Origin of the sequence: Nocardioides sp. (assembly GCF_047606145.1) — a bacterium.
Classification (GTDB): Bacteria; Actinomycetota; Actinomycetes; order Propionibacteriales; family Nocardioidaceae; genus Nocardioides.
Genome location: NZ_JASGET010000166.1, coordinates 42154 through 65196 on the forward strand (window position 1 = coordinate 42154; position 23043 = coordinate 65196).

Annotated in this window: 22 protein-coding genes and 1 pseudogene; 12 read left to right on the forward strand and 11 right to left on the reverse strand. The window is 68.4% G+C overall.

What is annotated here, in order from left to right:
• Positions 1 to 60: 60 nt before the first annotated feature.
• Positions 61 to 1491 carry an IS1380 family transposase gene (locus tag QM638_RS22385; RefSeq protein ID WP_415145773.1) on the reverse strand — a complete coding sequence of 477 codons (1431 nt, stop codon included), beginning with the start codon at positions 1489 to 1491 and terminating at the stop codon, positions 61 to 63.
• A 216-nt stretch (positions 1492 to 1707) separates the two neighbouring features.
• Between QM638_RS22385 and QM638_RS22390 the strand changes: the two genes are divergently transcribed.
• From QM638_RS22390 to QM638_RS22425, 8 genes and pseudogenes are all read left to right on the forward strand, one after another.
• Complete coding sequence (locus QM638_RS22390; protein ID WP_415145775.1) at positions 1708 to 2808, forward strand: DUF262 domain-containing protein; 1101 nt, start codon at positions 1708 to 1710, stop codon at positions 2806 to 2808.
• Positions 2809 to 2822: 14 nt separating this feature from the next.
• Positions 2823 to 3983 (forward strand): RNA-binding domain-containing protein, encoded by a 1161-nt coding sequence (locus tag QM638_RS22395; protein WP_415145776.1) that lies wholly within the window; start codon positions 2823 to 2825, stop codon positions 3981 to 3983.
• Positions 3984 to 4094: 111 nt separating this feature from the next.
• Entirely contained in the window at positions 4095 to 4796 is a 702-nt protein-coding gene (locus tag QM638_RS22400) for a DUF433 domain-containing protein (protein ID WP_415145778.1), read from the forward strand.
• Positions 4797 to 4811: 15 nt separating this feature from the next.
• Positions 4812 to 5222 carry a hypothetical protein gene (locus tag QM638_RS22405; RefSeq protein WP_415145780.1) on the forward strand — a complete coding sequence of 137 codons (411 nt, stop codon included), beginning with the start codon at positions 4812 to 4814 and terminating at the stop codon, positions 5220 to 5222.
• A gap of 291 nt (positions 5223 to 5513) precedes the next feature.
• Positions 5514 to 7088, forward strand: coding sequence for a hypothetical protein (locus QM638_RS22410; RefSeq protein WP_415145782.1), 1575 nt, complete (start codon positions 5514 to 5516; stop codon positions 7086 to 7088).
• The gene (locus tag QM638_RS22415; protein ID WP_415145784.1) at positions 7088 to 8074 is read left to right on the forward strand and encodes an HNH endonuclease; all 987 of its coding nucleotides are present in this window, start codon (positions 7088 to 7090) and stop codon (positions 8072 to 8074) included. Before QM638_RS22410 ends, QM638_RS22415 begins: the two co-directional genes overlap by 1 nt.
• Before the next feature lie 161 nt (positions 8075 to 8235).
• Complete coding sequence (locus QM638_RS22420; protein WP_415145786.1) at positions 8236 to 9150, forward strand: hypothetical protein; 915 nt, start codon at positions 8236 to 8238, stop codon at positions 9148 to 9150.
• Positions 9151 to 9245: 95 nt separating this feature from the next.
• Positions 9246 to 9551: pseudogene (locus QM638_RS22425) on the forward strand (type I restriction-modification system subunit M N-terminal domain-containing protein); the annotation flags it as partial.
• 166 nt (positions 9552 to 9717) lie between these two features.
• On the opposite strand, the gene QM638_RS22430 reads toward QM638_RS22425, so the two are convergent.
• The 6 genes from QM638_RS22430 to QM638_RS22455 form a co-directional block, all read right to left on the reverse strand.
• Positions 9718 to 10746: a hypothetical protein gene (locus QM638_RS22430; protein WP_415145788.1), complete on the reverse strand. Its 1029-nt coding sequence runs from the start codon at positions 10744 to 10746 to the stop codon at positions 9718 to 9720.
• Positions 10743 to 11633 (reverse strand): ABC transporter ATP-binding protein, encoded by an 891-nt coding sequence (locus QM638_RS22435; RefSeq protein WP_415145790.1) that lies wholly within the window; start codon positions 11631 to 11633, stop codon positions 10743 to 10745. Before QM638_RS22435 ends, QM638_RS22430 begins: the two co-directional genes overlap by 4 nt.
• Positions 11630 to 12019 carry a GntR family transcriptional regulator gene (locus QM638_RS22440; RefSeq protein ID WP_415145792.1) on the reverse strand — a complete coding sequence of 130 codons (390 nt, stop codon included), beginning with the start codon at positions 12017 to 12019 and terminating at the stop codon, positions 11630 to 11632. The genes QM638_RS22435 and QM638_RS22440 overlap by 4 nt, the downstream gene beginning before the upstream one ends.
• Positions 12020 to 12441: 422 nt before the next feature.
• Positions 12442 to 13005, reverse strand: coding sequence for a dihydrofolate reductase family protein (locus QM638_RS22445; RefSeq protein ID WP_415145794.1), 564 nt, complete (start codon positions 13003 to 13005; stop codon positions 12442 to 12444).
• A gap of 151 nt (positions 13006 to 13156) precedes the next feature.
• On the reverse strand, positions 13157 to 15073 hold the full coding sequence (locus QM638_RS22450) for an FtsX-like permease family protein (RefSeq protein WP_415145796.1): 1917 nt from the start codon (positions 15071 to 15073) through the stop codon (positions 13157 to 13159).
• 86 nt (positions 15074 to 15159) lie between these two features.
• A complete protein-coding gene (locus QM638_RS22455; RefSeq protein WP_415145798.1) occupies positions 15160 to 15939 on the reverse strand; it encodes an ABC transporter ATP-binding protein in 780 nt (259 codons plus the stop codon).
• Between the two features lie 108 nt (positions 15940 to 16047).
• On the opposite strand from QM638_RS22455, the gene QM638_RS22460 reads away from it, so the two are divergent.
• Positions 16048 to 17388, forward strand: a complete 1341-nt coding sequence (locus tag QM638_RS22460; RefSeq protein WP_415145800.1) for a sensor histidine kinase — start codon at positions 16048 to 16050, stop codon at positions 17386 to 17388.
• Entirely contained in the window at positions 17373 to 18059 is a 687-nt protein-coding gene (locus QM638_RS22465) for a response regulator (protein WP_415145802.1), read from the forward strand. The genes QM638_RS22460 and QM638_RS22465 overlap by 16 nt, the downstream gene beginning before the upstream one ends.
• A gap of 138 nt (positions 18060 to 18197) precedes the next feature.
• Here the strand turns inward: QM638_RS22465 and QM638_RS22470 are convergent, their stop codons facing one another.
• Both QM638_RS22470 and QM638_RS22475 read right to left on the reverse strand, forming a co-directional pair.
• Positions 18198 to 18770 (reverse strand): hypothetical protein, encoded by a 573-nt coding sequence (locus QM638_RS22470; RefSeq protein ID WP_415145804.1) that lies wholly within the window; start codon positions 18768 to 18770, stop codon positions 18198 to 18200.
• A 47-nt stretch (positions 18771 to 18817) separates the two neighbouring features.
• Positions 18818 to 19249: an organic hydroperoxide resistance protein gene (locus QM638_RS22475; RefSeq protein ID WP_415145806.1), complete on the reverse strand. Its 432-nt coding sequence runs from the start codon at positions 19247 to 19249 to the stop codon at positions 18818 to 18820.
• Positions 19250 to 19435: 186 nt separating this feature from the next.
• Between QM638_RS22475 and QM638_RS22480 the strand changes: the two genes are divergently transcribed.
• Together QM638_RS22480 and QM638_RS22485 are read left to right on the forward strand one after the other, a co-directional pair.
• Positions 19436 to 19966 carry a TetR/AcrR family transcriptional regulator gene (locus QM638_RS22480; protein ID WP_415145808.1) on the forward strand — a complete coding sequence of 177 codons (531 nt, stop codon included), beginning with the start codon at positions 19436 to 19438 and terminating at the stop codon, positions 19964 to 19966.
• 196 nt (positions 19967 to 20162) lie between these two features.
• Positions 20163 to 21275 carry a MerR family transcriptional regulator gene (locus QM638_RS22485; RefSeq protein WP_415145810.1) on the forward strand — a complete coding sequence of 371 codons (1113 nt, stop codon included), beginning with the start codon at positions 20163 to 20165 and terminating at the stop codon, positions 21273 to 21275.
• A 106-nt stretch (positions 21276 to 21381) separates the two neighbouring features.
• Here QM638_RS22485 and QM638_RS22490 read toward each other — a convergent pair whose 3' ends face one another.
• Positions 21382 to 22140 (reverse strand): hypothetical protein, encoded by a 759-nt coding sequence (locus tag QM638_RS22490; protein ID WP_415145812.1) that lies wholly within the window; start codon positions 22138 to 22140, stop codon positions 21382 to 21384.
• The gene (locus QM638_RS22495; RefSeq protein ID WP_415145813.1) at positions 22137 to 23024 is read right to left on the reverse strand and encodes a hypothetical protein; all 888 of its coding nucleotides are present in this window, start codon (positions 23022 to 23024) and stop codon (positions 22137 to 22139) included. The genes QM638_RS22490 and QM638_RS22495 overlap by 4 nt, the downstream gene beginning before the upstream one ends.
• Positions 23025 to 23043 lie beyond the last annotated feature (19 nt).

A 23043-nucleotide genomic window follows, 5' to 3' on the forward strand; every position in this document is an offset into this window, starting at 1 on the left:
CCTCACTGTCCGGGTGTTCCACTTGGTTCTCGGGTTGTGCAGCGGTGGCTGTTGGGGTGGTCAGGTCGCGAGGACGAGGGGCGGGTCGCTGACGCGGGTGAACAGTGCCGTCCAGGCGCTCTCCCAGGGCCAGTTCCGGGGTAGGTGCAGCCTGATCCGGCGGGCCGAGGACGCGACTCGGGTTGGGACGCTGATCAGCTTGCGGCGCAGGGTTGCGGTGGTCGCTCTTGCGAGGTCGGGTGCCGCCACGGTTCCGGCCGCGCGGGTCAGGTTGAACGCGATGACTGCCAGCACGAGCCATGCGGCGTTGGCGTTGAAGATCCCGGATGGCAGGTGTGCCAGCGCGGAGTGCTTCAGGTCGGCGTGGACCTGCTCGATCACCGCGTGATGACGGTGGGTCTTGTCTGCAGCGACGATGTCGAGGACAGCAGGGTCGGCGGTGGTGAAGAACGCGTGGAAGCGCCAGGTGTCGAACAGCGTGTCCTGGCCGGCTGCCTTGTGCCGCTCGGCGTTGAAGTCCGGGATCCGGCGCACGATCAGCCGTCCGGGTACCCGTTCGGTCTTCTTGGCTGAGGCGAATGCAGTGAAGTCGATCTCGGCGACCTCGGCCCGAGAGATCCACGTGTCTGTGGTTTCGTCGAAGATGGCGTCGGTGTACTCGATCGCCGTCCACGCGTCGTCATCGATGGTGGCGATCGCCTTCTTGACCGCCGGATCCATCCGCACGGTCACCGACACCGCGGCGCCGCCCTTGAGGGCGGCGTGGACCGGACCGCGACCGTAGAACGCTGAGTCCATGCGCACCAGCACCAGCCGAGCCTTCCCGAGCAGTCGTCGGGTGGTCCTGACTGCGTCGCCGACCAGGCGCTTCGCGCCACGCGGTGACCCGGTCGAGCCCTTGCGGAGTCGCTGGGCCACGATCACCGGCGCCGTGGTCGCGGTCGGCACTGTGAGGGTGGCGAGTAGTGCGTTGAGCCCACGGACACCGGAGTAGCCGAACCCGGCGCCCTGCTTGGCATGGCCGTGGACCTCGATGATCGTGTCGTCGACATCGACCAGCGCGTATCCCGTCGTGTCGGGCTCGACCGTGCTGGCCGCGCCCAGCAGGCGGGTGAGACCAGCGATCGCGATGAGGAACCGGGAGGCGATTGCGTCGAGCTGACGAACGTGACCGAAGGTGAACGAGCGCAGGAACGAACCCAAGGTCGAGGGTGCGTAGGCCTTGGCGAAGATCCGACCCATGCCGCCGTGGCGTAGCAGCGCCATGTCATCGATCGAGTCCGCGCCGGCGACCATCCCCGCGACCAGCGAGGTGACCTTCAATCCGGCGTTCGCGCCCTTGTCGCCCGGGACAGTGAGGTACTCATCAGCCAGGTCACGTAGCCCAGCACGATCCGCAAGCGCGACCACGGGGACCAGCCCGCCGGCCGACACGAGGTTCGGATCGTCGAACGCGACCGAGGTCCGGCCGAGGGTGTGAGAGAGTCGCATCTTGAAGATGCCCTCCTTGGGTGAGTGGTTTGGTTCCGTCGCAAGTCCCAAACTCCCAGCCCAGGAGGGCTTCTTCGTGTCACGGCACGCTCAACACCTCAAAGTCGATCGGTGGATCGAGGCTTAGGTCCAGCCCGGCGCGTCGAGTGCTGCAGCGACCACGGTGGCGAACAGATCTGACCAATCAGACGCGTCCGTGTCCTAGGCTGCGGAGGCATGGCGACCACGCTGTACAAGGACACCGGGTACTCGCTCACTCACCTGGTCGAGGACATCAAGCACGGCAACCTCGCGCTGCCTGACATCCAGCGTCCGTTCGTGTGGAAGGCCGCGAAGGTCCGCGACTTGCTGGACTCGATGTACCGCGGATATCCGGTCGGCACGCTGATGCTGTGGGAGACCGGCGCGCTGGTCGGCACCAAGCAGGTCGGCGGTGGCGAGGGCGACCGGGTCCCGAAGCTCCTGATCGTGGACGGCCAGCAGCGCCTCACCTCCCTGTACGCAGTACTGACCGGGCAGGAAGTGTTGACCAAGACCTTCGAGTCCAAGCGCATCCAAATCGCGTTCCGGCCCACGGACGAGACGTTCGAGGTCGCCGACGCCACCTCCGCGCGCGACCCTGAACTGATACCTGACGTAACCGCCCTGTTCCAAGGGCGCGTGCGCCGCACGGTCAACGACTACGTCAAACGCCTCGAAGCTGCCCGTGCCGAACCGCTCACCGATGAAGAAGAGGACCTGCTTGCCCAGCGCATCGAGTCGGTCAGCGACCTTGCCGACTTCCGGTTTCAGGTCGTCGAACTGACCGACCAAGCCGACGAAGAGCACGTCGCCGAGATCTTCGTCCGCATCAACTCCGAAGGTGTCCAGCTCAACCAGGCCGACTTCATCCTCACCCTGATGTCAGTCCACTGGGAGAAGGGCCGACGCGAACTCGAGGAGTTCTCCCGCGCCGCTGTCGACGCCAGCGTGCGCGGTGCCTCGCCCCGCAACCCATTCATCGAACCCAAACCGGACCAGCTGCTGCGCGTGGGCGTCGGTCTCGCGTTCCGTCGCGGGCGGCTGAGTACGGTCTACAACGTCCTGCGCGGCAAGGACCTCGAGACCGGTCAGGTCAGTCGCGAGCGCAGCAGGGACCAGTTCGAGCAGCTCCGCGAAGCCCAGGAGCAGGTACTCGACCTGACGAACTGGCATGAGTTCCTCAAGTGCATCGCCCACGCCGGCTTCCGTAGCGGCCGGATGATCACCTCCAAGAACGCCCTGCTCTACACCTACATCCTCTGGCTCGTCGGGCGCCGCGACTCGGCATCGATCTGAAGACGCTGCGCAGCGTGATCGCCCGCTGGTTCTTCATGGCCCACACCACCAACCGGTACACCAGCTCGCCGGAGAGCCAGATCGAGTCTGACCTAGGCCGCATCGGGGCGCTGCCGGAGGGCGACAAGGATGCCTTCTGTGCCGAGCTTGACCGGCTCGTCGCTGCCAACCTGACCAATGACTACTGGAACATCCAGCTACCCGGTGCACTGGATAGTTCGGCGTCGTACTCGCCTTCGTTGCACGCGTACTGGGCCGCGCTGAACCTGCTCGACGCCGAGCTGCTGTTCAGCGACCAGCGGGTCCGCGACCTCTCCTCCCCAGACATGAACTCGCCCCGCAACATCGAGCGGCACCACCTGTTCCCCAAGAAGTTCCTGCCCACCAAGGGCTACATGGATACCAAGCAGATCAACGCGATCGCCAACATGGCCTACCTGGAGTGGCCCGACAACGCGCAGATCTCCGCCGACGACCCGCAGCTGTACCTGCCGGTGATGAAGGCGCGGATGGACGCCACTCGGTGGAAGCGGCACGAATACTGGCACGCCCTCCCAGTCGGGTGGGAGCAGATGGACTACCCCACCTTCCTGGAGAAACGTCGTGTGCTCATGGCTCGCGTCATCCGCGACGGCTACGAGACTCTGCGTGACGCGACCACCCAGGTGCGGCGCGAGGCGACGCTGGCGGACCTACTCGAGGCCGGCGAGTCCCAATCGGTGGAGTACAAGTCCACTGCCCGGTGGAACATCCATACCGCCCAGGCCGACAAGAAGATGGAACAAGTCATCGTCAAGACCGTCTGCGGCTTCATGAACGCCGACGGCGGCGCCCTCCTGATTGGCGTCGACGACGACAGCAACGTCCTCGGTCTCGAATCCGACTACAAGACCCTGGGCAATAAGGGCAACCGCGACGGCTTCGAACTCTTCCTCCGTCAGCTTCTCGATGCCAACCTCTCCATCAGCACCGCCGGCACTGTGAACATCCGCTTCGACTCACCCGAGGGCCACGACGTCTGCCGCGTCTCCGTGGCCGCCACGGGCAAGCCGGTGTTCGCCAAGCCGGCCGGCGGGGGAGCAGGTGCGAGCGACTTCTGGGTCCGTATTGGCAACGCCACCAAGCAACTCCACGGCGACGAGATGATCGAGTACCAAGAACTCCGGTGGGGCTGAGCCGTCCGAGCGTCGCGGGGAAGAGCGACGACGTCAGCGCCGAGGCACCGCCGTCGGTCGCGCCACGACAAGATCCACATTCCTGTCGGCGGAGACTGGCATGATGCGGGCATGGGCGACGTGGTGCAGCTTCTCGATCGGCGGGTCTACTCATTCCCGCAGATCGACCGAATCCTTGGGCTGCACAACGGCACAGCCGCCCGCTGGATCGATGGCTACGAGCGCGCAGGCCGGTTCTACCAGCCAGTCGTCCGCCCTGAGCACACAGGCGAGGAAGTAGCAACCTGGGGCGAGCTCGTCGAGTGCCGTCTTCTCGCGGAGTACCGCGACGCCGGTGTCACGTTGCAGCGAATGCGGCCGGCGGTCGAGAGGCTTCGTGAGCTCACCGGGTCGCGGTACCCACTAGCGTCCGCGCAACTCTGGCTGGCTGCTGACGGCCGCGAGCTTGTTGCCCGGGTCCAGGACGACGTACAGCTCAGCGACAGGTTGAGTCTGGTCGTCATCCGCTCCGGACAGCAGATGCTGGACTGGAGTCCCAGGGCCTCAAGGTTCCGCAGTTCCATTCGGTGGTCGGGTGACGGAATCGATTCAACACCGGTGAGCCTCGCCCTGGATGAGGACAACCCTGAGATCGAGATCGACCCGGCCCGTGGGTACGGCGATCCCGTAATCAAGGGTCGTGGTGTGACGACCAGCATCATCCGGGAGCTGGTGCAGGCTGGCGAGCCGATCGAGTCGATCGCCGAGTCCTACGAACTTGAGCGCTCTCAGGTCGAAGCAGCCATCCGTTACGAGCTTCAGCGCGCCGGCTGAGCCGCGAGGCCAGATATGCCCGCCGTCGCGTCGATGGTCCGGTTCTACGTAGACGAGAGTGCACTAGGGCTGGGCAAGACGCTCGAGGCAGCACGTAAGGACGTCATACACGTGGGTCACAAGCTGATTCCGGAGTGTCCGATCGGCACCCCCGACCCAGACTGGTTGAAGATCGTTGCGCAGCGCAGCCTCGTCGTGATTGGCCGCGACAAACGGATTCGCTCCCGACCGGGCGAACGCGAAGTGCTCCGCGAACATGGCCTTCGCGTTCTTCGTATCGGAGGATCTCAGGACCTCTCGACGTGGGAGTGGCTCGGTCGCTTCGTCAGGCACTGGCACGCGATCGAGGAACTTGTAGAGGCGCGTCCGGTCGGGCCCTGGTTCTACTTGGTGAACTCAAACGGCCTGGTTGAGGTCGACCTCTGACTCGCGCCACCCACTGTCCGCATGTGCGTTGAACTTTGACGAACTGACTGAACAACTTGAGGACGCCGCGCGTCGGTGGCTCGAGAACTGACGGGGGCTGCCGCAGGTTCGGTGACCGTCCCACCGCTTGGGCTCCAAGCGGGGCGCACCTGATCGTGCAGCGGACCCACCCTCGGCGTCCCCTGACCGAGCCATGGCGGGTGGGTCCCTCGACGGTTCTCGCCAAAACGCCACCGGCGGTCGGTTCCCTGGATCAAGATTGGTTCCTGCTCGACCAGGTGAAGGAGCGCAGTGGACCCCCTCTACATCGTTGAACTCGATGTCACCGTGGCGAAGGACTCGGACCTTGACCCACCCGAGATCTACCCGCGGTTGGTCGATCACGCCCGGAAGTGGTTGTCTCGTGACATCGCAGAGGATGGTCCAGATCTGACGGTTTCGGGACAGGCGGATCTTCCGGCGAGGCGAGGCCCTCACGAGTTCGTTCGATCGGTGCGGTGGTCCGTCACGACGACATCGCGACTGCGCGTGCTGCACTGCAGCATGCGGCAGCCCATCGAGGATGGCCACGGTGCCCAGTTCGTCTGCGAGTTCACCATCTTTCAGAGCGACGAAGGCGCGGCGCTTCGAGTCGAACTGGGACGAGAGTCCTTCGACGGGTTAATGTCGCCTGTCTCGGTGCAGTTCGTGCGCCGACCCGGCCTGTTGTCGTCGGCTCTCCGTGATCCCGACCTCCGGCTGTCGTACCAGCATCAGACGGTGGATGCGCGGTACGAGTGGATCAACCCTCGGCAGGCCCAAATCGTGCCCGAAGTGCTCGCTGTCAAGAAGCGCTTGCCAATCCTCTTGGTCGAAGGCGGCGATGAGCACGCAAAGGAGCTCGGGCAGGCTGCGGCCAACCAGATGTCTGGCCTTGCACAGGTGCTGCTCGTCGACCGCCGCGCTCAGGCCCAGATCGCGCAGTACCTGGAATCGATCGACGCACCCCTGCCCTCGAATGGCGCGCGTCTTATCTGGCCCACGCTGGAGACCCGCCACCCAGAGTTCTGGGACCTCGGACGCACCGAGAAGATCGTCTCGACGCTCATGAAGATCGTCGCCCCCGTTTCAGTCGCTGCTCGAGGCTTCAACCGGCTCAGACACCTGGCAGCAGAAGACGCCCGGCGCGAGCGCGACGAAGCGTTCGAGAAGGCCCTCGATGAAGCAGCGGCGAGCGGAGACGCGGGTGCTGAGGTTGAGGTATTACGGACCCAGTTGCGCGGACTCCAAAATGAGAACGAAGAGTGGGTGGAGGAGGTCGACCGCCTCACCCAGGCGAACGACGCTCTCGCCGGTCTTGAACACCAGCTTGCCTATTGGAAGGCAGAGGCCGCCCGGGCGTACGAAGCCGTCGGGGGGCGCAATGCGGTCGACTGGAGCCAGGCACCTGAACTGGAGGCAGACGACCTCACCGAGTTTGCGACCTTCTTAACCACGGCGAGCGGAGAGGCGATCGTGTTCACGGCGGCCGCTCACCGGGCGTGGCGAAAGTCTGGCTACCCGCATGTGGAGGCGATGGCGGACTCGCTGATGCGCCTTGCGCAAGCTGCCGCCGAGTGGCGTCGCGGTGGATGTGACACCGGCATGCGGATGAAGGAGTGGTTCAAGCACCGATTCGAACTGAATTACTCCTCAGAAGACGAACCTCTGGTGCTGCAGAAGAAGCACCTCTTCGACCACGACGGCACGACCCTCAGCCGGGAGCCACACCTCAAGTTGGACGACCACGTCAAGCCCAACGAGGTCGGTCGCGTGTACTTCGCGCTCGACGCGGAGAATGCACGCTTCGTGGTCGACCACGTCGGCCTGAAGCTCTACGGAATCTGATGTGGTACGACGAGGCGCTCAAGCACCCTGACGGACGAGCGAACAACAGGGAACCGTGTATCAAGTGCGGAAGCCCGATTCCGCCGAGCACACACTTCAAGCACCGCGACCGCCACCTCTGCTCGACTCGGTGCAACACGAACTTCAAACGACAGTGGAAGCGGGCCGTCCAGAAGGCGATCGATGACGGGAGCTGGGACCCCGCCTCCTTGAAACGTCCTGCCCCTGTCCCCAATCCGAGAACCAGCGGACCACGCGACTTCCGCATGATTCCTGGAGGTCGCCCCCCGTTCGCTTTCGAAGGCTTCGGCGTCATCGAAGGCGACCTCGTCGAGCGCCACGGCATCGAAGTCATCTACGCGATAGCGGAACGGGCGGACAACCACCCGGACTGGTGGTCACCCCACCTTCTCGTCGCGGAAGAGGTCCAGACCCGACACTTTCAGGTCTGGGGCGCGCAGCTCGACGGGCGCCTCGCCGCCGTGTGCTATGGCTCCTTCAGCCCGGAAGGGGAGATGCTCGACACCGATCAGTTCGAAGTCGCGGGCCTTCGGGTGAAGTGGTGGACAGAGTTCGTCACAGATGTGGCGCCAGATGGGCGCGACTATCGCTGGGAAGCCATCGTCGCTGCGCCAATCGATTCGGACTACACCAACGCCTGGTGGACCGACGCGAGGCAAGAGCTGTCCGACCGGCGACGCCGTATCTCGCAGAGCTCGGCGCGGCACGAACGTCGGGTCCGCCTGGCAGGCGCGATCTCTGAACGCTTCGACCCAATAGAAGTCTTCGAGCGCGACGCTTGGGTGTGCGGGATCTGCGGCCGTCCGGTCGACAAGACCCTGCTGTGGCCAGACCCAATGTCGCCCAGCCTCGACCACATCAGGCCGCTCGTGGCCAACGGCGAGCACAGCCGGGAGAACACCCAGCTTGGACACCTCATCTGCAACATCAGCAAGGGTGGGCAGTTTGAAACGAGCGAAGTTTGACGACCTCCCGAGATCGCAGCGATTTCGTCAAAGTCCCGCCCGGGAGGTTCGTTGATCTTCGCTGCATCTCGACAGCTGTTGTCGAGATGCAGCGAACTTTGAAATTGCCTACGGGTTGTTTAACAACTTGAGTTATGTCGTCCTGGCGGAAGGTGTTCTGCGTGGTTGAGTCACCGTGGCGTCCGTTGTTCCTACGGGGAAGTGACGGCGACACTGAGTTCGATGTGCTCCACGAGGGCATCCCTGCCTGGCTCTCCGGATCCGTGTGGCGCTGGCTCATGGACCGCGCCGCCGAGGGTGGCCAGCCGATGGTGTTCCGCTTGGAGCGTCGACTTCACATCACTCTCGCGGAGCCGAAGGACCGGCGTGTCGGCACCCAGCACACGGCTCCTAACCAGCTGCTCGATCGCTTCTGGCAGGCACAGGACGACGAGAATCGGCTGACTCTCCTCGATGCGATCTTGTACGACCTACAGACGCAGGGTCGCGAGCGGTACGAGGGCGGCGATTACGACAAGGCCGAGCGGCTCATACGCGAAGCGCAGCGACTCGGCGAGTTGCTCGCTGAGGGTGGCTCCGCCTGGACATCTCGGGTTGAAGATCCTGCTTGGTGTCTCGCGCGCCGGGTGGACGAGGCGACAGCGCAGCTCGTTGATGTCATCACCGCGCCCGATACCGATGCTGCGCGCAAGATGCGCGCAGCATGGCAAGCGTGCTACCGGCACGACCCCGACCCTGACCTCGCCTATCGGAATGCGGTGCTCGCTGTCGAGGCCGTGGCGATCCCGCTGGTGGTTCCGAAGGACACCAAGGCCACGCTCGGCAAGGTCGCCGACCATTTTCGAGACGCCGCCTCCCGGTGGTCTGTGGGCGGGCTCGATGCTGATCAGATCGCATCTGGCGAGACCCTGCACGCGATGCTGAGGATGCTTTGGCACAACCAGGAGCGGCACGCACGGTCCGACGGCACTGTCGTCGACGTCTCGCCGGCGGAAGCCGAGGCCGCCGTGAGCCTCGCCGTGATCCTGGTCCACTGGTTCACGGCTGGACTCGTCGCCAGGGTCGATCCGACTTAGCTCGACAGCAGCGACGTGATTGTCCGGAGCGCGGGCACGTACTCCGTTGCTACGGCAGACTGAGGTGTTGTTGGTCGTCTGTCGTGAGGAACTCTGTGAGCACGCTCGGTAGCTTCATCTGGTCGATCGCCGACCAGCTCCGGGGGCCGTACCACCCCAACCAGTACGGCAACGTGATCCTGCCGCTGACCATCCTTCGTCGTCTCGACTGCATCCTCGAGCCCGACCGCGAAGTGGTGCGTGAACTCGCTTCGAAGTACGACAACCCGAACCGCCTCCGGGTCGAGGTCGCCAAGGCCACCGGTCGCCCGTTCTACAACACGTCGAACTACCCATTCGCCAATCTGCTGGCCGATGCCGACGGACTCGTCGACAAGCTCAACGACTACATCGACAGGTTCTCCCCGGACGTCGACGTGTTCGAGTGCTCTTCCTGCTCCATCTCGCGCACAAGATGCGCGCCCCGAGGACGGCGGCGGCCGAGTCGGCATCGTCATGAACGGCTCAACGGTCCTGCCAGGAATCTTGACGCGCGACACCGGGGCATTGCCGGTTTTCGACGCTTGGTCAGGCCAGCTTGCGGCGGGTCCACCAGAATGAGGCGACGGCGATCAGCGCCGAGGCGAGGAGGTAGAGGCCGGTCTCGGCCCATTGCAGGGGCCAGAAGTGGGACTTCGGTTGATAGACGAGGTGCTGGCGGTAGCCGCTGTCGTTCAACCTGGTCAGGCAGGCGTCCAGGGTGGCCGAGCTCTCCGCACCGGTCTGCTTCGACGTCGGGGAGGAGGCGCCGGGTGGCGTCGGGAGGCAGTCGCCGAACCAGTCCGGAAGCGCGGCCGGTCGGCCGTGGGCATCGACGGTCTGGTTGGTCAGGACCCAAGCACCGGGCGACACCTGGGTGGAGATGGTGATCGCGCCGGAGTCGTCCGCACCCGCGGCGTCGAGGGGGGCCGAGATGACCGTGGTGACCGTCGTCGCGGGCACCAGGTGGGGGCGGACCCAGAGAGGTACGGCGACCTGAACGAAGACGTAGATCGCCAGCGTGAGCGCCATCGCGGGCAGCGGGCGTCGCAGGACCAACCCGATGAAGGTGGCCAGCACGAGCGCGAACACGGCGTACGCCACCGGAACGACGCCGCGCATTGCGAAGGAGATCGGCGAGAGTCGGGCGGGCAGACTTCCGTGGGTGCTGCTCATCGCACCATCGATCGGGTGCGCCCACCAGGTGATCGCGAGGCTGAGGAGGCCCACGGCGACCATGACGACCAGCACGGAGAAGCCGAGCTTGCACGCGAGCCAGCGCCCGCGGGTGACCGACTGGTTCCACGCCAGCCGGAAGGTCCCGGTCTCCAGCTCGCGAGCCACCAAGGGGCCACCCCAGAAGATGCCGAGCAGCGCGGGGGCCGCCGCGAGAACCGCGAGGCCACCGTTGAACAGCAGCCGATCGTTGCGGGACAGCAGGTCGTAGACGTCGCTGTTGTGGTGGGCCAGCCGCGCGAGCCTGGGCCCCGTGACCGCGAGCCATCCGCAGGCCGCCGCGAGCAGGCCGAACACCGCGAGGAGCTGGGTCCGGGACTGCCGCCAGCTCAGCCAGATCATCGGAGCACCTCCAACCCGCGCGCGCCCGGCGCCGACGGCCGGGCCTGCATGTAGGCGAGCACGAGATCCTCCAGGCCGAGTGGCGCCACCGACCAGGCCGGGTCGAGGATCGGCGACTCGGTGCGCACGACGTACGTCGACTGCCGGTCGGTGTGGCTGGACCACACCGCGTGCTGGTCGGCCGGCAGCCTCCCCGGATCGCGCAGGGCTCCGGTGAGCCGGTGGTGTGTCTGGAGAAGGTGGTCCACGTCGCCGGCTATCTGGACCTGGGAGTCGACCAGCACGATCACGTGGTCGCAGACCCGTTCGAGGTCGGAGACGACGTGCGAGGAGAGCAGCACACTGACCCCGTCCTCGGCGACCGCCTCCATCAGGACCTGCAGGAACTCCCGGCGGGCCAGCGGGTCCAGGCTCGCGACGGGCTCGTCGAGGACCAGCAGCTCGGGGCGCTTGGCCAGGCCGAGGGTCAGCGCGAGCTGGGCTCGCTGGCCGCCCGAGAGCTGCCCCGCCTTGCGGCCGGGGTCCAAGCCCAGGAGCTCGAGCCTGCGCCGGGCAGCCGGGTCGTCCCACCGCGGGTTGAGGTGGGCACCCATCCGCACGTGGTCGGCCACGGTCAGTCCGGCGTACGTCGGGGTGTCCTGCGCGACGAACCCGACCTTGGCCAACTGATGCGAACTCGCCGCCGGGCGACCGCCGCACACCTCGATCGTCCCCGTGGTGGGCGCGAGGAGTCCGACGGCCAGGCCGAGCAGGGTGCTCTTGCCGGCACCGTTGGGCCCGACGAGGCCGCTGACCCGGCCCTCGGGGATCTCCAGGGTGCAGTCGCGCAGTGCCCAGTGTCGACGGTACTGCTTGCCGACACCCTCGGCCTGGACGACGCTGCTCACGCGCTCTCCTCGTTCACCGCACGAAAGGTGCTGAGGAAGAGGGCCTCGATGCTCTCGTCGTCCAGGCCCGCGGCGCGTGCCTGGACGAGCCAGCGACCGAGCTCGCGGCGCAGCGGCTCGTGGGCCGCCAGCGAGGAGTCGGCCAGAGTCCTGGTGACGAACGTGCCGACGCCCTGACGCGCCGCGACGAGCCCCTCGCGCTCAAGCTCCCGGTAGGCCTTGAGGACGGTGTTCGGGTTGATCGCCAGGCTCGCCACCACGTCCTTCACGGTGGGCAGCTGATCGCCCTCCACCAGCAGGCCCAGTCGCAGGGCGCGGCGTACCTGCTGCACGACCTGGAGGTAGGGCGAGACTCCCGACCGGGCGTCCAGTAAGAACTCGATCATGGGTGCTCCTAACCAACTAGTGATCTAGCATACTAGTACAATGGTGGCGATGGGTCAACGCAGACTGCGCACCTGCCACCTCACCGTCGAACGGATGTCCCCGAGGGCCCGCACGTCACGTAGTAGCGCTCGATGATCCACGCGACAGCTGAGCGAGAACCGAGGGTGTAGCGGTCGGCCTGCTCTGGGATGCCGGCCACCGGGCGTCGTCCATGTCGGTACCCGCGGGATCGGCCTCGCCGCCAACACCGGCGTGATCAGCGTGCTCACCGGGGTGCTGTTGCCGGTGGTCGAGCGCGCCCGGCGCACCCGGGCGATGGCCGCGACCGGCCTACTGCGGGCCGTCGCCTGCACCTTCCGCGGGCTCTCGGTGATCGCGCTCGGCCCCGTCTGCCCCGCTGCCCCACCCCGGGGTCGAACACTCAGCGCTTGGTCTCGTACCTGGTGAGGACCACGCCGTCGGGAAAAGTCCGGGTCTCGACCAGGCGGAGGTTCATCCAGCTGTCCAGGGCGGTGAAGAAGGGCGTGCCGCCGCCCACCAAGACCGGGGCGGTCGCCAGCATGTACTCGTCGATCAGCCCGGCGCGCATGGCCGCCGCGGCGAGCGTGGCGCCACCGATGTCCATGGGGCCGCCCTCCATGGCCTTGAGCCGGGTGATCTCGGTGACCGCGTCGCCGGTGGCCAGCCGGGTGTTCCAGTCGACCGTGTGGGTCGTCGAGGAGAACAACACCTTCGGCATGTCGCGCCAGCGGCGGGCGAATTCGATCTCCAACGCGGAGGCGCCGGACTGCTGGTCCGCGGTCGGCCAGTAGGAGCTCATCGCCTCCCACAGGCCGCGCCCGTACAGCGCCAGGTCGGTCTCTCCCACCCGGTCGGACCACCACTGGAACAGCTCGTCGCTCGGCACGCTCCAGCCGAGGTCCCCGCCGGGTGCGGCGACGTAGCCGTCCACGCTCACGTTCATGCCGAAGGTCAGCTTCCGCACCGGTTCAGCCTCTCACGGGATCGGTCCTCGGCATAGGGCCCCGGATCCGTCGAGCGTCGTACGCGTGCTCGCCCGCGTCGGCGCGTCATCACCGAGTGGAGTACGTCGGCCCGTCCGGGACGCGCAACTCGCGGGCGGTCATCACGAGAGCTCACCCGGATGCCTGACCTCGAGCTCCCGCGGCGGCGGCGACGATCGCCAGGGCTCCGCTGATCGCCGCGATGGCCGCCAGGGGCCACCACGGGATGGTCATGGCCGGCTGGACACCGGTCCCGGCGAGGTCGCTGGCGATCGCGTGACGGGTCAGCACGCCGAAGAAGATCGTGGTGAGCCCGCCGAGGACCAGGCCCGCCGCGGTGATGAACGTGGCCTGCCAGATCGCGGTGCGCCGCAGCTGGTCCCGGGTGGCACCGAGCAGCGCCAGAGTGCGGTGTTGTCGACGGCGTTGGGTGGCGCCGATGAGGGTGGCGTTGACGACGGCGATCGCGGCGTAGAAGCCGGCGGGGCCGAGCAGGATGGTCAGCCCCAGGTCGTTGGAACGCCGGGTGTCATCGGTGACCGAGTCGATCCACTCGTTCGCGGTCAGCACGGTGCTACCGGTGTCGGCGAGCCGTGTGCCGAGGGCCTTCCGTTCGGCGTCGGTGTCCGTGCCGGGCCGGAGGACCAGGTAGAGCTCGCTGGCCGGCTGCTCGGCCAGTCGGTGGGCCACGAGATCGGCGGGTAGGAGGATGTCGCCGTACAGGTCGGGTGCGTCGGGCACGACGGCCACGATCCGGAGGTCGACCCGGTGCCCGCCGAGGCGCACGGCCAGCTGGTCGCCGAGTCCCTTGCCGGAGTCGCTGACCCAGCTCTTGGAGACCGCGACCGCGTGGCCGTGGAAGTCGTCCAGGCTGCCTCGTACGGCGTGCAGGCCGCGCGCCGCGGTCGCGGTGGACTCCTCGACCGCGTCGATCTCCTCATCCTCGTAGCCGCCCTCATCGACGGACACGGTCATGGTGCGGCGTTGATCGACGAGCCTGATCGACGAGTCGGCCCGGATGTCGGCGAGGGTCCGCTGCTCCTGGCCGGGTCCGGGCTGGACGATCAAGGGGGCGTGGAGCTGGGCACGGTCCTGGGCGGAGGTCCAGTCGGCGGTGAAGCTGAGCGCGAGGAGCATGGAGCCGGCGATGGCGGAGATCGCGAGCACGGGGGCGGCGATCGAGGTGGTGGTGCGTACGGCGGCGCGCAGCTCGTCGCGGGCGATCCGGGCGGTGACGTCGCGGCCCAGGAACGGGCGGGCGAGCAGGCCGGCGAGCCGGGGGATGAGCAGCGGGCCGAAGCACATCAGGCCGATCACGACGACCTCGGGCAGCAGCACCGATGCGATGAGCGCGAACAGCGGACCGGTCCGTCCGGCGATCACGGCCGCGGTGATCACGGCCGCGAGGCACACGATGCCGACGATCCACTGCATCGGAGTGGGCCGGCCGCGTTCGATGGCCGCCTCGCGCAGCGCTGCGGTGGGCGGCACCGTGGCGGCCCGGCGGGAGGAGCGCCAGGCTCCGAGCAGAGCCACGGCGATGCCGGCGGGTGCGGCGATGACCCAGGCCAGCCATGGTGCCGGAGCCACCAGGTGCTGGTCGGTCAGGCCGACGTACCGCACCACCGCGAGAACCGGTGGCGCCAGCGGTGTGGCGACCAGACACCCGATGATCGAGGCGGCGACGGCCACGAGCATGGACTCGCCCAGGACCAGCCGTCGGACCTGGGGGCCGGTCGCGCCGATCAGCCGCAGCAGGCCGAGCTCACGGCGGCGGGTGGCGATCACGAACCCGAACGTGGAGCCGACCACGAACAGGGCCATGAACATCGAGACCGCCGACATGATGCCGAACATCGAGGTGAGGTCGTCGAGCTGCTGGCGCTGGTCGTCGGTCGCGGCGGAGCCGAGGCGGGTCAGGGTGGCGTCGACCGAGCCGAGCAGGTTCACGGTGGTCGCGATCAGGACGACGCCGGTGGCCAGGGCGACGAACGCGCCGAGGTAGGCGGCCCAGGAGGTGCGCACCGTCTGTCGGGACAGCCGGCTCATCGGCCCCAATCCTGGACCCGTGAGCAACCGGGTCGGTCGAAGCGCCCCTGGCACGTGGGCGTGGGTACGGCGGGTGGGCGTGGTGGTCATCGCTGCTCCAGCTCACTCATCCGCCGAGCGATGGCGGTGGCGTCGGCATGCCGGAGACGTCCGACCATCTGGCCGTCGGCGAGGAACAGGGTCTCGTCGGCGTAGGAGGCGGCCAGCGGGTCGTGGGTGACCATGACGGTGGTCTGCCCGTGGTCGTCGGCGGCTGTGCGCAGCAGGGCCAGGACCTCGCGTCCGGTGGTGCGGTCCAGCGCACCGGTGGGCTCGTCGGCGAACAGCACGTCGGGCCGGCCGTAGAGGGCGCGGGCGATGGCGACGCGCTGCTGTTGCCCACCGGAGAGCTCGGGCGGGCGGCGCCGGGCGAGGTCGCGCAGGCCGACCCGCTCGAGCGCATCGAGCACGCTGTGGCGCTCGACCGGACGGCCGGCGAGGCGGGCCGGGAGGGCGACGTTGTCGAACGCGCTCAGCGCGTCGAGCAGGTTGTAGGACTGGAACACGAACGCCATCGCCGTACGCCGGAACTTCGTCAGCGCGGTCTGGTTGAGCCGGCCCAGATCGGTGCCGGTGATGCTGACCCGCCCCTTCGTGGGGGCGTCCAGACCGGCAGCGAGCTGCAGGAGGGTCGACTTGCCGGAGCCCGAGGGGCCCATGATCGCGGTGAAGGTCCCTGGCGCGAACGCGTGCGTCACCCCCCGCAGCGCGTGGACGCTCCCCGCGCGGGAGCGGTAGGTGCGGGTCACCTCGTCGAGCGCCACAGCAGGAGCCGGGACGGGCGGTGACGAGGCGGAGATGGACGCGGAGATGGGCGTGGGCGACATGGCTCCAGTCCAGCCGCTCCCGGAGGCCCGCACCCGGGCTCGGGCGCGACATCGAAGGTAGCGCTGGCGCTACCCTGTCGGGCCCGCGCGGCTTCTAGGCTGGGCCGGGTGACCGGCAAGCCCGACGTTCGGGACGCATGGACCGCGCTGCGTGTGCAGCCGTGGCGTCTGGTGGTCTCGTCATGGCCGTGGCGCTCCGTGGCGTACCTGGCCTCGACGGTGCCGGTCGGGCTGGTCGCCTTGCTGGTGCTCGCCGTGGTGATCGGTCTGGGCGCACTGACCGCCGTGATCGTGGTGGGACTGCTGCTCCTGAGCGGCGTGCCCTTGGTCGCCACGGTGATCGCCGAGATCGAACGCGTCCGGTTGCGGCTCGTCCTTCCGCAGCCGCGGACCCCTGAGGGGCGCAGTGCCCCGATCACACGACCGGCGGCTGGACCCGCGGCCCGCGGCTCGGCCGAGCCCGCCGACGTGGTGACCGTGCGAGAACGGCTGCGGACCTGGCGGACCTTGCCGGTGTCGTGGTCGGAGATCGGGTACGCCGTCGTGCTGGCCGGCCTGTGGTGGCTGGTCGACGCAGTGGTGCTGCTGTTCGCGATCACCGTGCCGGCCGTGCTCCTGGCGGCGCCGGTCCTGGTCCGACACGACGCGATGGAGGTGGGCGGCTGGCGGATCGACACCTCCCCCGAGGGCTGGGCGGCGGCCGGGGTCGGCCTGATCGCCGCGGTGGTGGCGGCCTATCTGGTCACCGCGGTGGCCAGTGGACAGGCCGCGTTGGCTCGGCTACTCCTCGACCCGCCGGAGGCCCGCCTCCTCCATGCGGTGAGCCAGTTGCGTCGCTCTCGGGCCGGCCTCGTCGACGCCTTCGAGGCCGAGCGGCGCCGCATTGAACGCGACCTGCATGACGGTGCCCAGCAGCGCCTGGTGGCCCTCGCCATGACGCTGGGCCAGGCCGAGCTCGAACTCGAGGCGCTGCGAGAAGGCGGCCCGGCGCTCGATCTCGTCGCCAAGGCCCACGGCCTGGCCGAGGACGCCCTCGAGGACCTGCGCGCCACCGTGCGCGGCATCCACCCCCAGGTGCTGACCGACCACGGCCTCGCCGCGGCCGTCCATGAGCTGGCCGACCGCTCGCCGGTGCCGGTCGAGACCGACCTCCACCTCGACGGCCACCTCCCGCCGCGGGTCGAGGCGGCGGCGTACTTCCTGGTCAGCGAGGCGCTGACCAACGCCGCCCGACACGCCGATGCCACCGCGATCCAGGTCCACGCCTGGGTCGCCGGCCACACCCTGACCGTGAGTGTCGTCGACAACGGTCACGGCGGCGCCGATCCGACTCGCGGCACCGGCCTGTCCGGGCTCATCGCCCGCATCGAGGCCATCGACGGCACCGTGGACATCACCAGTCCACCCGGCGGCCCGACCACGGTGAGGATGACATGCCCGACCAGCTGAGCCGTGGCCCGCGTCAGGCACTTCGCGTCGTGCTCGCCGAGGACGCCGCCCTCCTGCGCGAAGGACTCGTCGGCATCCTGGAGAAGGCCGGACACACCGTCGCCGCCGCGGTCGAGGACGCCGAGGCGCTCCAGGTCTACGTCGCCCGCGAGCAACCCGACGTCGTCATCACCGACATCCGGATGCCTCCCACCCACACCGACGAGGGCCTGCGCGCCGCCGTCGCCATCCGCGAACAGCACCCCGGCATCGCGATCGTGCTGCTCTCCGCCTACATCGCCGAGGCCTACGTCGCCGACCTTCTCGACTCCACCGCGGGCGCGGGGCACGCCGGCATCGGCTATCTCCTCAAGGACCGGGTCGGGCATGTCCGCGACTTCCTGGACAGTCTCGACCGCGTCGCCGCGGGTGGCACCGTGGTCGACCCCGACGTCGTCCGCCATCTCCTGGCCCGCCGCCGCGACGACAGCCCGCTCGCGGCCCTGACCGATCGCGAACGCGAGGTGCTGTCGCTCATGGCGGAGGGCTTCACCAATCCCACGATCGCTGCTCGTCTGTTCGTCAGCGAGGCCGCCGTCCGCAAGCACGTCGGCAACGTCTTCGCCAAACTCGACCTGGACCCCGGCACCGACCGCCGCGTCTCGGCCGTCCTCGCCTACCTACGACGCTAGGCCGGTCACGCCGGTGACCACCCGGACGGTCATCGAGCCTGACGCCGGTCGTCGCCGAGAAGGCCGCAGACGAGATGCCTCGGGGACCGACGCCTCGCAAGGACGAGACCGCTTTCGCCGAGCTCCTCGGTGGGGCGCTCACGTACGGCTCCGACGGAGTCTCACGCTCAGACGGACGGCGGAGACGAGGAAGAAGATCGCTCCCAGGGCCGCGTATCCCGCCGCGCCGGTCATCGTTCCGTTCCCCCGGAGGCCCTGGGCGAGGAGTCCTGCACCGGCGAACACGGAGATGCCGCCCGAGAACATCTGGGCGACCTGGCCGCCGGAGCGGCGATGGTGGATCGCGGCGATGAGCTGCGGGATGCCGGACACGATCGCCCACCCACCCCAGACGGCAAGCGCGCCATGAATCGTGATGGACGATGAGACGCCGAGCGCGATGACGACGGCGAGGCTGACGACGACATTGGTCCATTCCGCGACCTTCGAGCGCTGGTGGTCGGGATCGACGCGCAGCTGCCACAGCACGGCTCCCGCATCGAAGGCCGGGTAGACGATCAGCACGACCGTCAGCAGGGCCGTCGGCTCGGTGGCATCGGCGACCGTCGCGACCATGATCCCGACCCAGATGATGGCGAAGCCGAAACGAATGACGTAGAGGTCGCGCAGCGACCGGCCGTAGGCGAGCGCGGCGGTCTCTGCGGTGGCCACGATGTCTTCCTGTGCGCGAAGCGACTGTCCTGGGAGCGAACTCATGCTCAGGCGACCGTGGCGGTCAGTGTGACGGGGACGTTGCCGCGGGTCGCCACCGAGTAGGGGCAGACGGCGTGCGCTGCGGCGGCCAACTCGTCGGCCGTCTCCTGGGCGATGCCACCGCCGAGGTGAACGCGCAGGGCGGCGCCCAGCGCGAAGCCGCCCTCATCGGTCTGGGTGATCGACACCTCGGCCGAGACCGTCGAGTCCACCAGCGGCGTCTTGTGCTGCGCGGCGACCATCTTCAGCGCCGAATGGAAGCAGGACGACCAGCCGGCGGCGAACAACTGCTCGGGGTTGGTCGCGCCACCAGGGCCGCCCATCGACGTCGGAATCGCCAGGGTGACGTCGAGGATCCCGTCGTCGGTGACAGCGCGGCCTCCGGCGCGGCCGTCGCCGGTCGAGGTGGCGGCGGTGGTGTACAGCGGTGCGGACATGAGGGTCTCCTTCTGGTCATGGGATAAGTAGAGTAACTAGTACGTCTACATACCGACGGTAGACTACTTCGTACACCGGCGCAACCGGCGCACGACGACTCAGAGGCACACATGCAGGCAGATGCGACAGGGACACCAGGGACAGGCGCCCCGAAGCGCTCGGCGGAAGCCACGCGCGAACGGATCATGGAAGCGACGACCAGGCTGTTCTATGCGCAGGGAATCCGTGCCACGAGCGCCGATCGCATCATCGAGGAGGTCGGCATCACGAAGGTCACCTTCTACCGCCACTTCCGCAGCAAGAGCGATCTCGTGGTCGCATACCTGACCCAGCTGGCGGCCGGTGAACGTGCCTGGTTCTCGAGCATGCGCAGCGCCGATGACCCGGTGGGCTCGTTGCACGCCATCGCGGGAGGCATCGGCGCGGCCAGCTGCGGTCCCGGGTTCCGAGGATGCGCGTTCATCAACGCCGCCGCCGAGTTCTCAGACCCGCACGATCCGGTTCGCACCGTGGTGGACACGCACCGCCGGTGGATGCTCGAGGAGTTCGCCGGCATCGTCGCGGACGCCGGCATAGCAGCCGCCGAAGAAGCGACGCGCCAACTCATGATCCTGCGCGACGGCGCCATGGTGAACGGCTACCTCGGTGAGCCGGAATCCCTCACCGAATCGCTCACGGCCGCCTTCGACTCCGTCCTCACCGCGGCACGAGCATGATCGGTGGCGCGTCGCGCCGGGCGAGCAGGTCGACGTGGCGGTGGCGGTCCGAGGTCCGGCACGTGCAGGTGACGGACATCGCCTCGCCGCTCACCATCGTCCTTCCCGCTGCCGCGGAGGCGGCCGAGCGCTTCGGCACCAGCCAGAGATGAGCACGCTTGACCCTCACGCGGCGTCATGGCGCAGAGTCGGGCACATGGAGGAGTACCTGAACGTGGGGCGCGTGGCCGAGCTGGCCGGGGTGAGTGTCCGCACTCTGCATCACTACGACGAGATCGGACTCGTCCGCCCGTCGGCCCGGACCGCTGCCGGCTACCGCGCCTACGCGCCGGGCGATGTCGAGCGGCTGCGGGAGGTGCTCGCCTACCGGCAGCTCGGCTTCGGGCTCCACGAGATCGCGGATCTGGTCGACGACCCGGCGACCGACGCGCTGGCTCGGCTCCACCGGCTCCGTGGGCTGCTGCTGGAGCAGCACGACCACGCCGACGCCATGGTCGCGGCCATCGACAGGGAGCTCGAGGCACGAGCAGGAGGACGGCGAACGGCACCGCCAGAGCAACTCGCGATGGTCGGTTCGCGGCTGTACGAGGAGATCGGGAGTTCGTACGGCGCTACGCGACGTACCGACCCTCGGATCGCCGCCCAGGTCTGGAACGCGCTCGGTGACGCGGAGACGGTGCTCAATGTGGGCGCCGGTACCGGTTCGTACGAACCGCCCGACCGCGACGTCACCGCCGTGGAGCCGTCATCGGTCATGCGGGCGCAGCGCCCCGAGGGTTCGGCGCCGTGCGTGGCGGCGGCTGCGGAGCACCTGCCGTTCGAGGACCAGTCCTTCGATGCCGCGATGGCGTTCAGCACCGTCCCTCATTGGAGCGACGCGATCGCCGGGCTGCGTGAGATGCGCCGCGTGGCCCGCCGTGTGGTGGTCTTCACCTACGACGCCAGCGAATTCGCCTGGCGCCGCCGATTCTGGCTCACCCGCGACTATCTGCCCGAGGCCGCCAACCTCGACCCCGGTTGGGCACTGTCCCGATTGGCCGACGCGATCGGCGCCCGCGTCGAGCCGGTGCTGATCCCCTGGGACTGCTCCGACGGCTTCCTCGAGGCCTACTGGCGCCGGCCCGAGGCATACCTCCAGGACGACGTACGCCGCGCCTGCTCGGTGTGGACCAGGCTCGGGCGGGAGGTCGAGCAGAGGGCCGTTCACGAGCTCCGCGACGACCTCGCCTCGGGCCGGTGGACCGAACGCAACCAAGATCTCGTCGACCTCGACGCCGCCGAGCTCGGCCTCCGACTGCTCGTGGCTTGAGGCCGTGAACCCGGCACTCAGCCGAGCCGTCGGCCACGGTGGGCCTGGTGGGTCCCCCGCACTCATCGCGACCCGGTCACCCGCGGTGATCCCGATCGGTTGTGCCTCAGGAGTGCCAGCGGCTGAAGTCGGCCGCCGTCACCGAGCCGAGGGGCCCCACCCAGGTGTGTCCGGTGTTGCCCGGATCCCCCGGGTCGAAGAGCACCGCCGCCGGATCCCCGGTCTTCGGCAGCTCGGTCCGTCGCCACTGGCCGACCTTCTGGACCCAGCGATCGACCCCCGCCGAGTCGGTGAATCGGACCGTGACCGGCCCGATCAGGCCATCCGCGTTCGGGTCGCCCTCAGGGATGTCGGTGATCAGCCCGGGAACGATCCGGCCGGTGACCACCAGTTCCTCCAGTGCGCCTCGGCGTGCCCGGCGACGGAGGCGTGCCCGGATACCGGCGAGGAGCATCAGGGCGGTCAGTGCCGAGAGCACGGGCGGCAGGGTGGACAGAACGAGATCGGGGTCGCCGAGGTCCGAGAGTCCCCACCATGCTCCGACCGCGAATCCCGCGAACATGATCGTCAGGGGGCTGACGAATGGAACGGCCAGGAGCCTGCCGGTGTAGCGACTCGCACCGGTGAAGCTGAGGAACAGTCCGAGCAGGATCGCCGGCAGCCCGATGACCTGGAAGACGATCGCCGACGTCGGCTGGTCGGCATCGCCGGTGACCCCGGCGAAGCCGTAGATGGAGCGCAGTTCGAGCACCCCACCGACGAGGGCCACCACCCACCCGATGACCAGCATCACCGCGGACGGCTTGGAGCCGTGTCTCGCGGCCCTGCGCCGACGCCGCTCCTCGATCGGATCGTAGATGCTCACGGGCCCTCCCGCCGGACCGTACGTGACGCGGCGGGGATCCACTCCGAGAGCGCCGGATCCCGGACGAAGGCGACGAAGATGCGCTGCTCGGCGGCTGGGTCGGCGGGGTCGTAGAGCACCTCGGCGGGTGCACCGGCGACCACCGCGGAGGCGTCCCTGGTCCTGCGCTCCACCCAGCGTTCGACGCCACCGGCGGTGAACCTGACGGTGCCGATGGCGCCCGCGACCTGGCGACCCCCCTCGCCGCTGGTGGAGATCAGCACCCGGGCGTCGGTCACCACCCCCGTCGTACGGGCTCCGTGCGCGAGCAGGAGGTCCCGCAACGCGGCTGCGGCGGCGGCTCGTCCTTCGGCACGCCGCCACGCCAGCAGGGCAGCCACGGAGACCATTGCCAGCAGTGCAGGCAGCCACCACCAGGAGGTATAGAGCAGCCAGGAGCCCCCACCCCAGTCCGCGGATGGTTCGTCGCCGAAAGGGTCCGGGGTGCGGCCGACCACCGCGGGCCTGCTCCACCAGGCCAGGATCGCGATCACGACGCCCGCCGTCAGCGAGGCGGATCCAAGGAAGGGCGCCAGACCCGAGCCGTGCATCCGGCCCCGGGACCGCCGGTCCAACTCCGAGGCGTATCCCAGCAGGAACAGGCCGGCGACCCCGATGACGAGGGCGCCCGGCAACGGGTACAGGTGGGATGTTCGGTGAGCGTCGAGCGGCATGATGGTCTCGCTCCGCAAGGTGTCGAACAGCAGCGCCACCCCGGTCCCGAGGACCACCGACGTCGCGGCACCGGCGAGGTAGCACCCGAGGGCGCGCCGAGCCATCCGCTCCCGACCTGGGCCGGACCCGGCCTTCTGGCGGCGGACCTCCGAAGGATCGACCGTGCTCATCGACGCCTCCTCCCGCGGG

Coding starts and splice junctions, on each gene's coding strand:
- QM638_RS22385 (WP_415145773.1), bottom strand. CDS start 1,491: ATGCGACTCTCTCACACCCTCGGCCGGACCTCGGTCGCGTTCGACGAT.
- QM638_RS22390 (WP_415145775.1), top strand. CDS start 1,708: ATGGCGACCACGCTGTACAAGGACACCGGGTACTCGCTCACTCACCTG.
- QM638_RS22400 (WP_415145778.1), top strand. CDS start 4,095: ATGGGCGACGTGGTGCAGCTTCTCGATCGGCGGGTCTACTCATTCCCG.
- QM638_RS22405 (WP_415145780.1), top strand. CDS start 4,812: ATGCCCGCCGTCGCGTCGATGGTCCGGTTCTACGTAGACGAGAGTGCA.
- QM638_RS22415 (WP_415145784.1), top strand. CDS start 7,088: ATGTGGTACGACGAGGCGCTCAAGCACCCTGACGGACGAGCGAACAAC.
- QM638_RS22430 (WP_415145788.1), bottom strand. CDS start 10,746: ATGATCTGGCTGAGCTGGCGGCAGTCCCGGACCCAGCTCCTCGCGGTG.
- QM638_RS22440 (WP_415145792.1), bottom strand. CDS start 12,019: ATGATCGAGTTCTTACTGGACGCCCGGTCGGGAGTCTCGCCCTACCTC.
- QM638_RS22450 (WP_415145796.1), bottom strand. CDS start 15,073: ATGAGCCGGCTGTCCCGACAGACGGTGCGCACCTCCTGGGCCGCCTAC.
- QM638_RS22455 (WP_415145798.1), bottom strand. CDS start 15,939: ATGTCGCCCACGCCCATCTCCGCGTCCATCTCCGCCTCGTCACCGCCC.
- QM638_RS22465 (WP_415145802.1), top strand. CDS start 17,373: ATGCCCGACCAGCTGAGCCGTGGCCCGCGTCAGGCACTTCGCGTCGTG.
- QM638_RS22475 (WP_415145806.1), bottom strand. CDS start 19,249: ATGTCCGCACCGCTGTACACCACCGCCGCCACCTCGACCGGCGACGGC.
- QM638_RS22480 (WP_415145808.1), top strand. CDS start 19,436: ATGGAAGCGACGACCAGGCTGTTCTATGCGCAGGGAATCCGTGCCACG.
- QM638_RS22485 (WP_415145810.1), top strand. CDS start 20,163: ATGGAGGAGTACCTGAACGTGGGGCGCGTGGCCGAGCTGGCCGGGGTG.
- QM638_RS22495 (WP_415145813.1), bottom strand. CDS start 23,024: ATGAGCACGGTCGATCCTTCGGAGGTCCGCCGCCAGAAGGCCGGGTCC.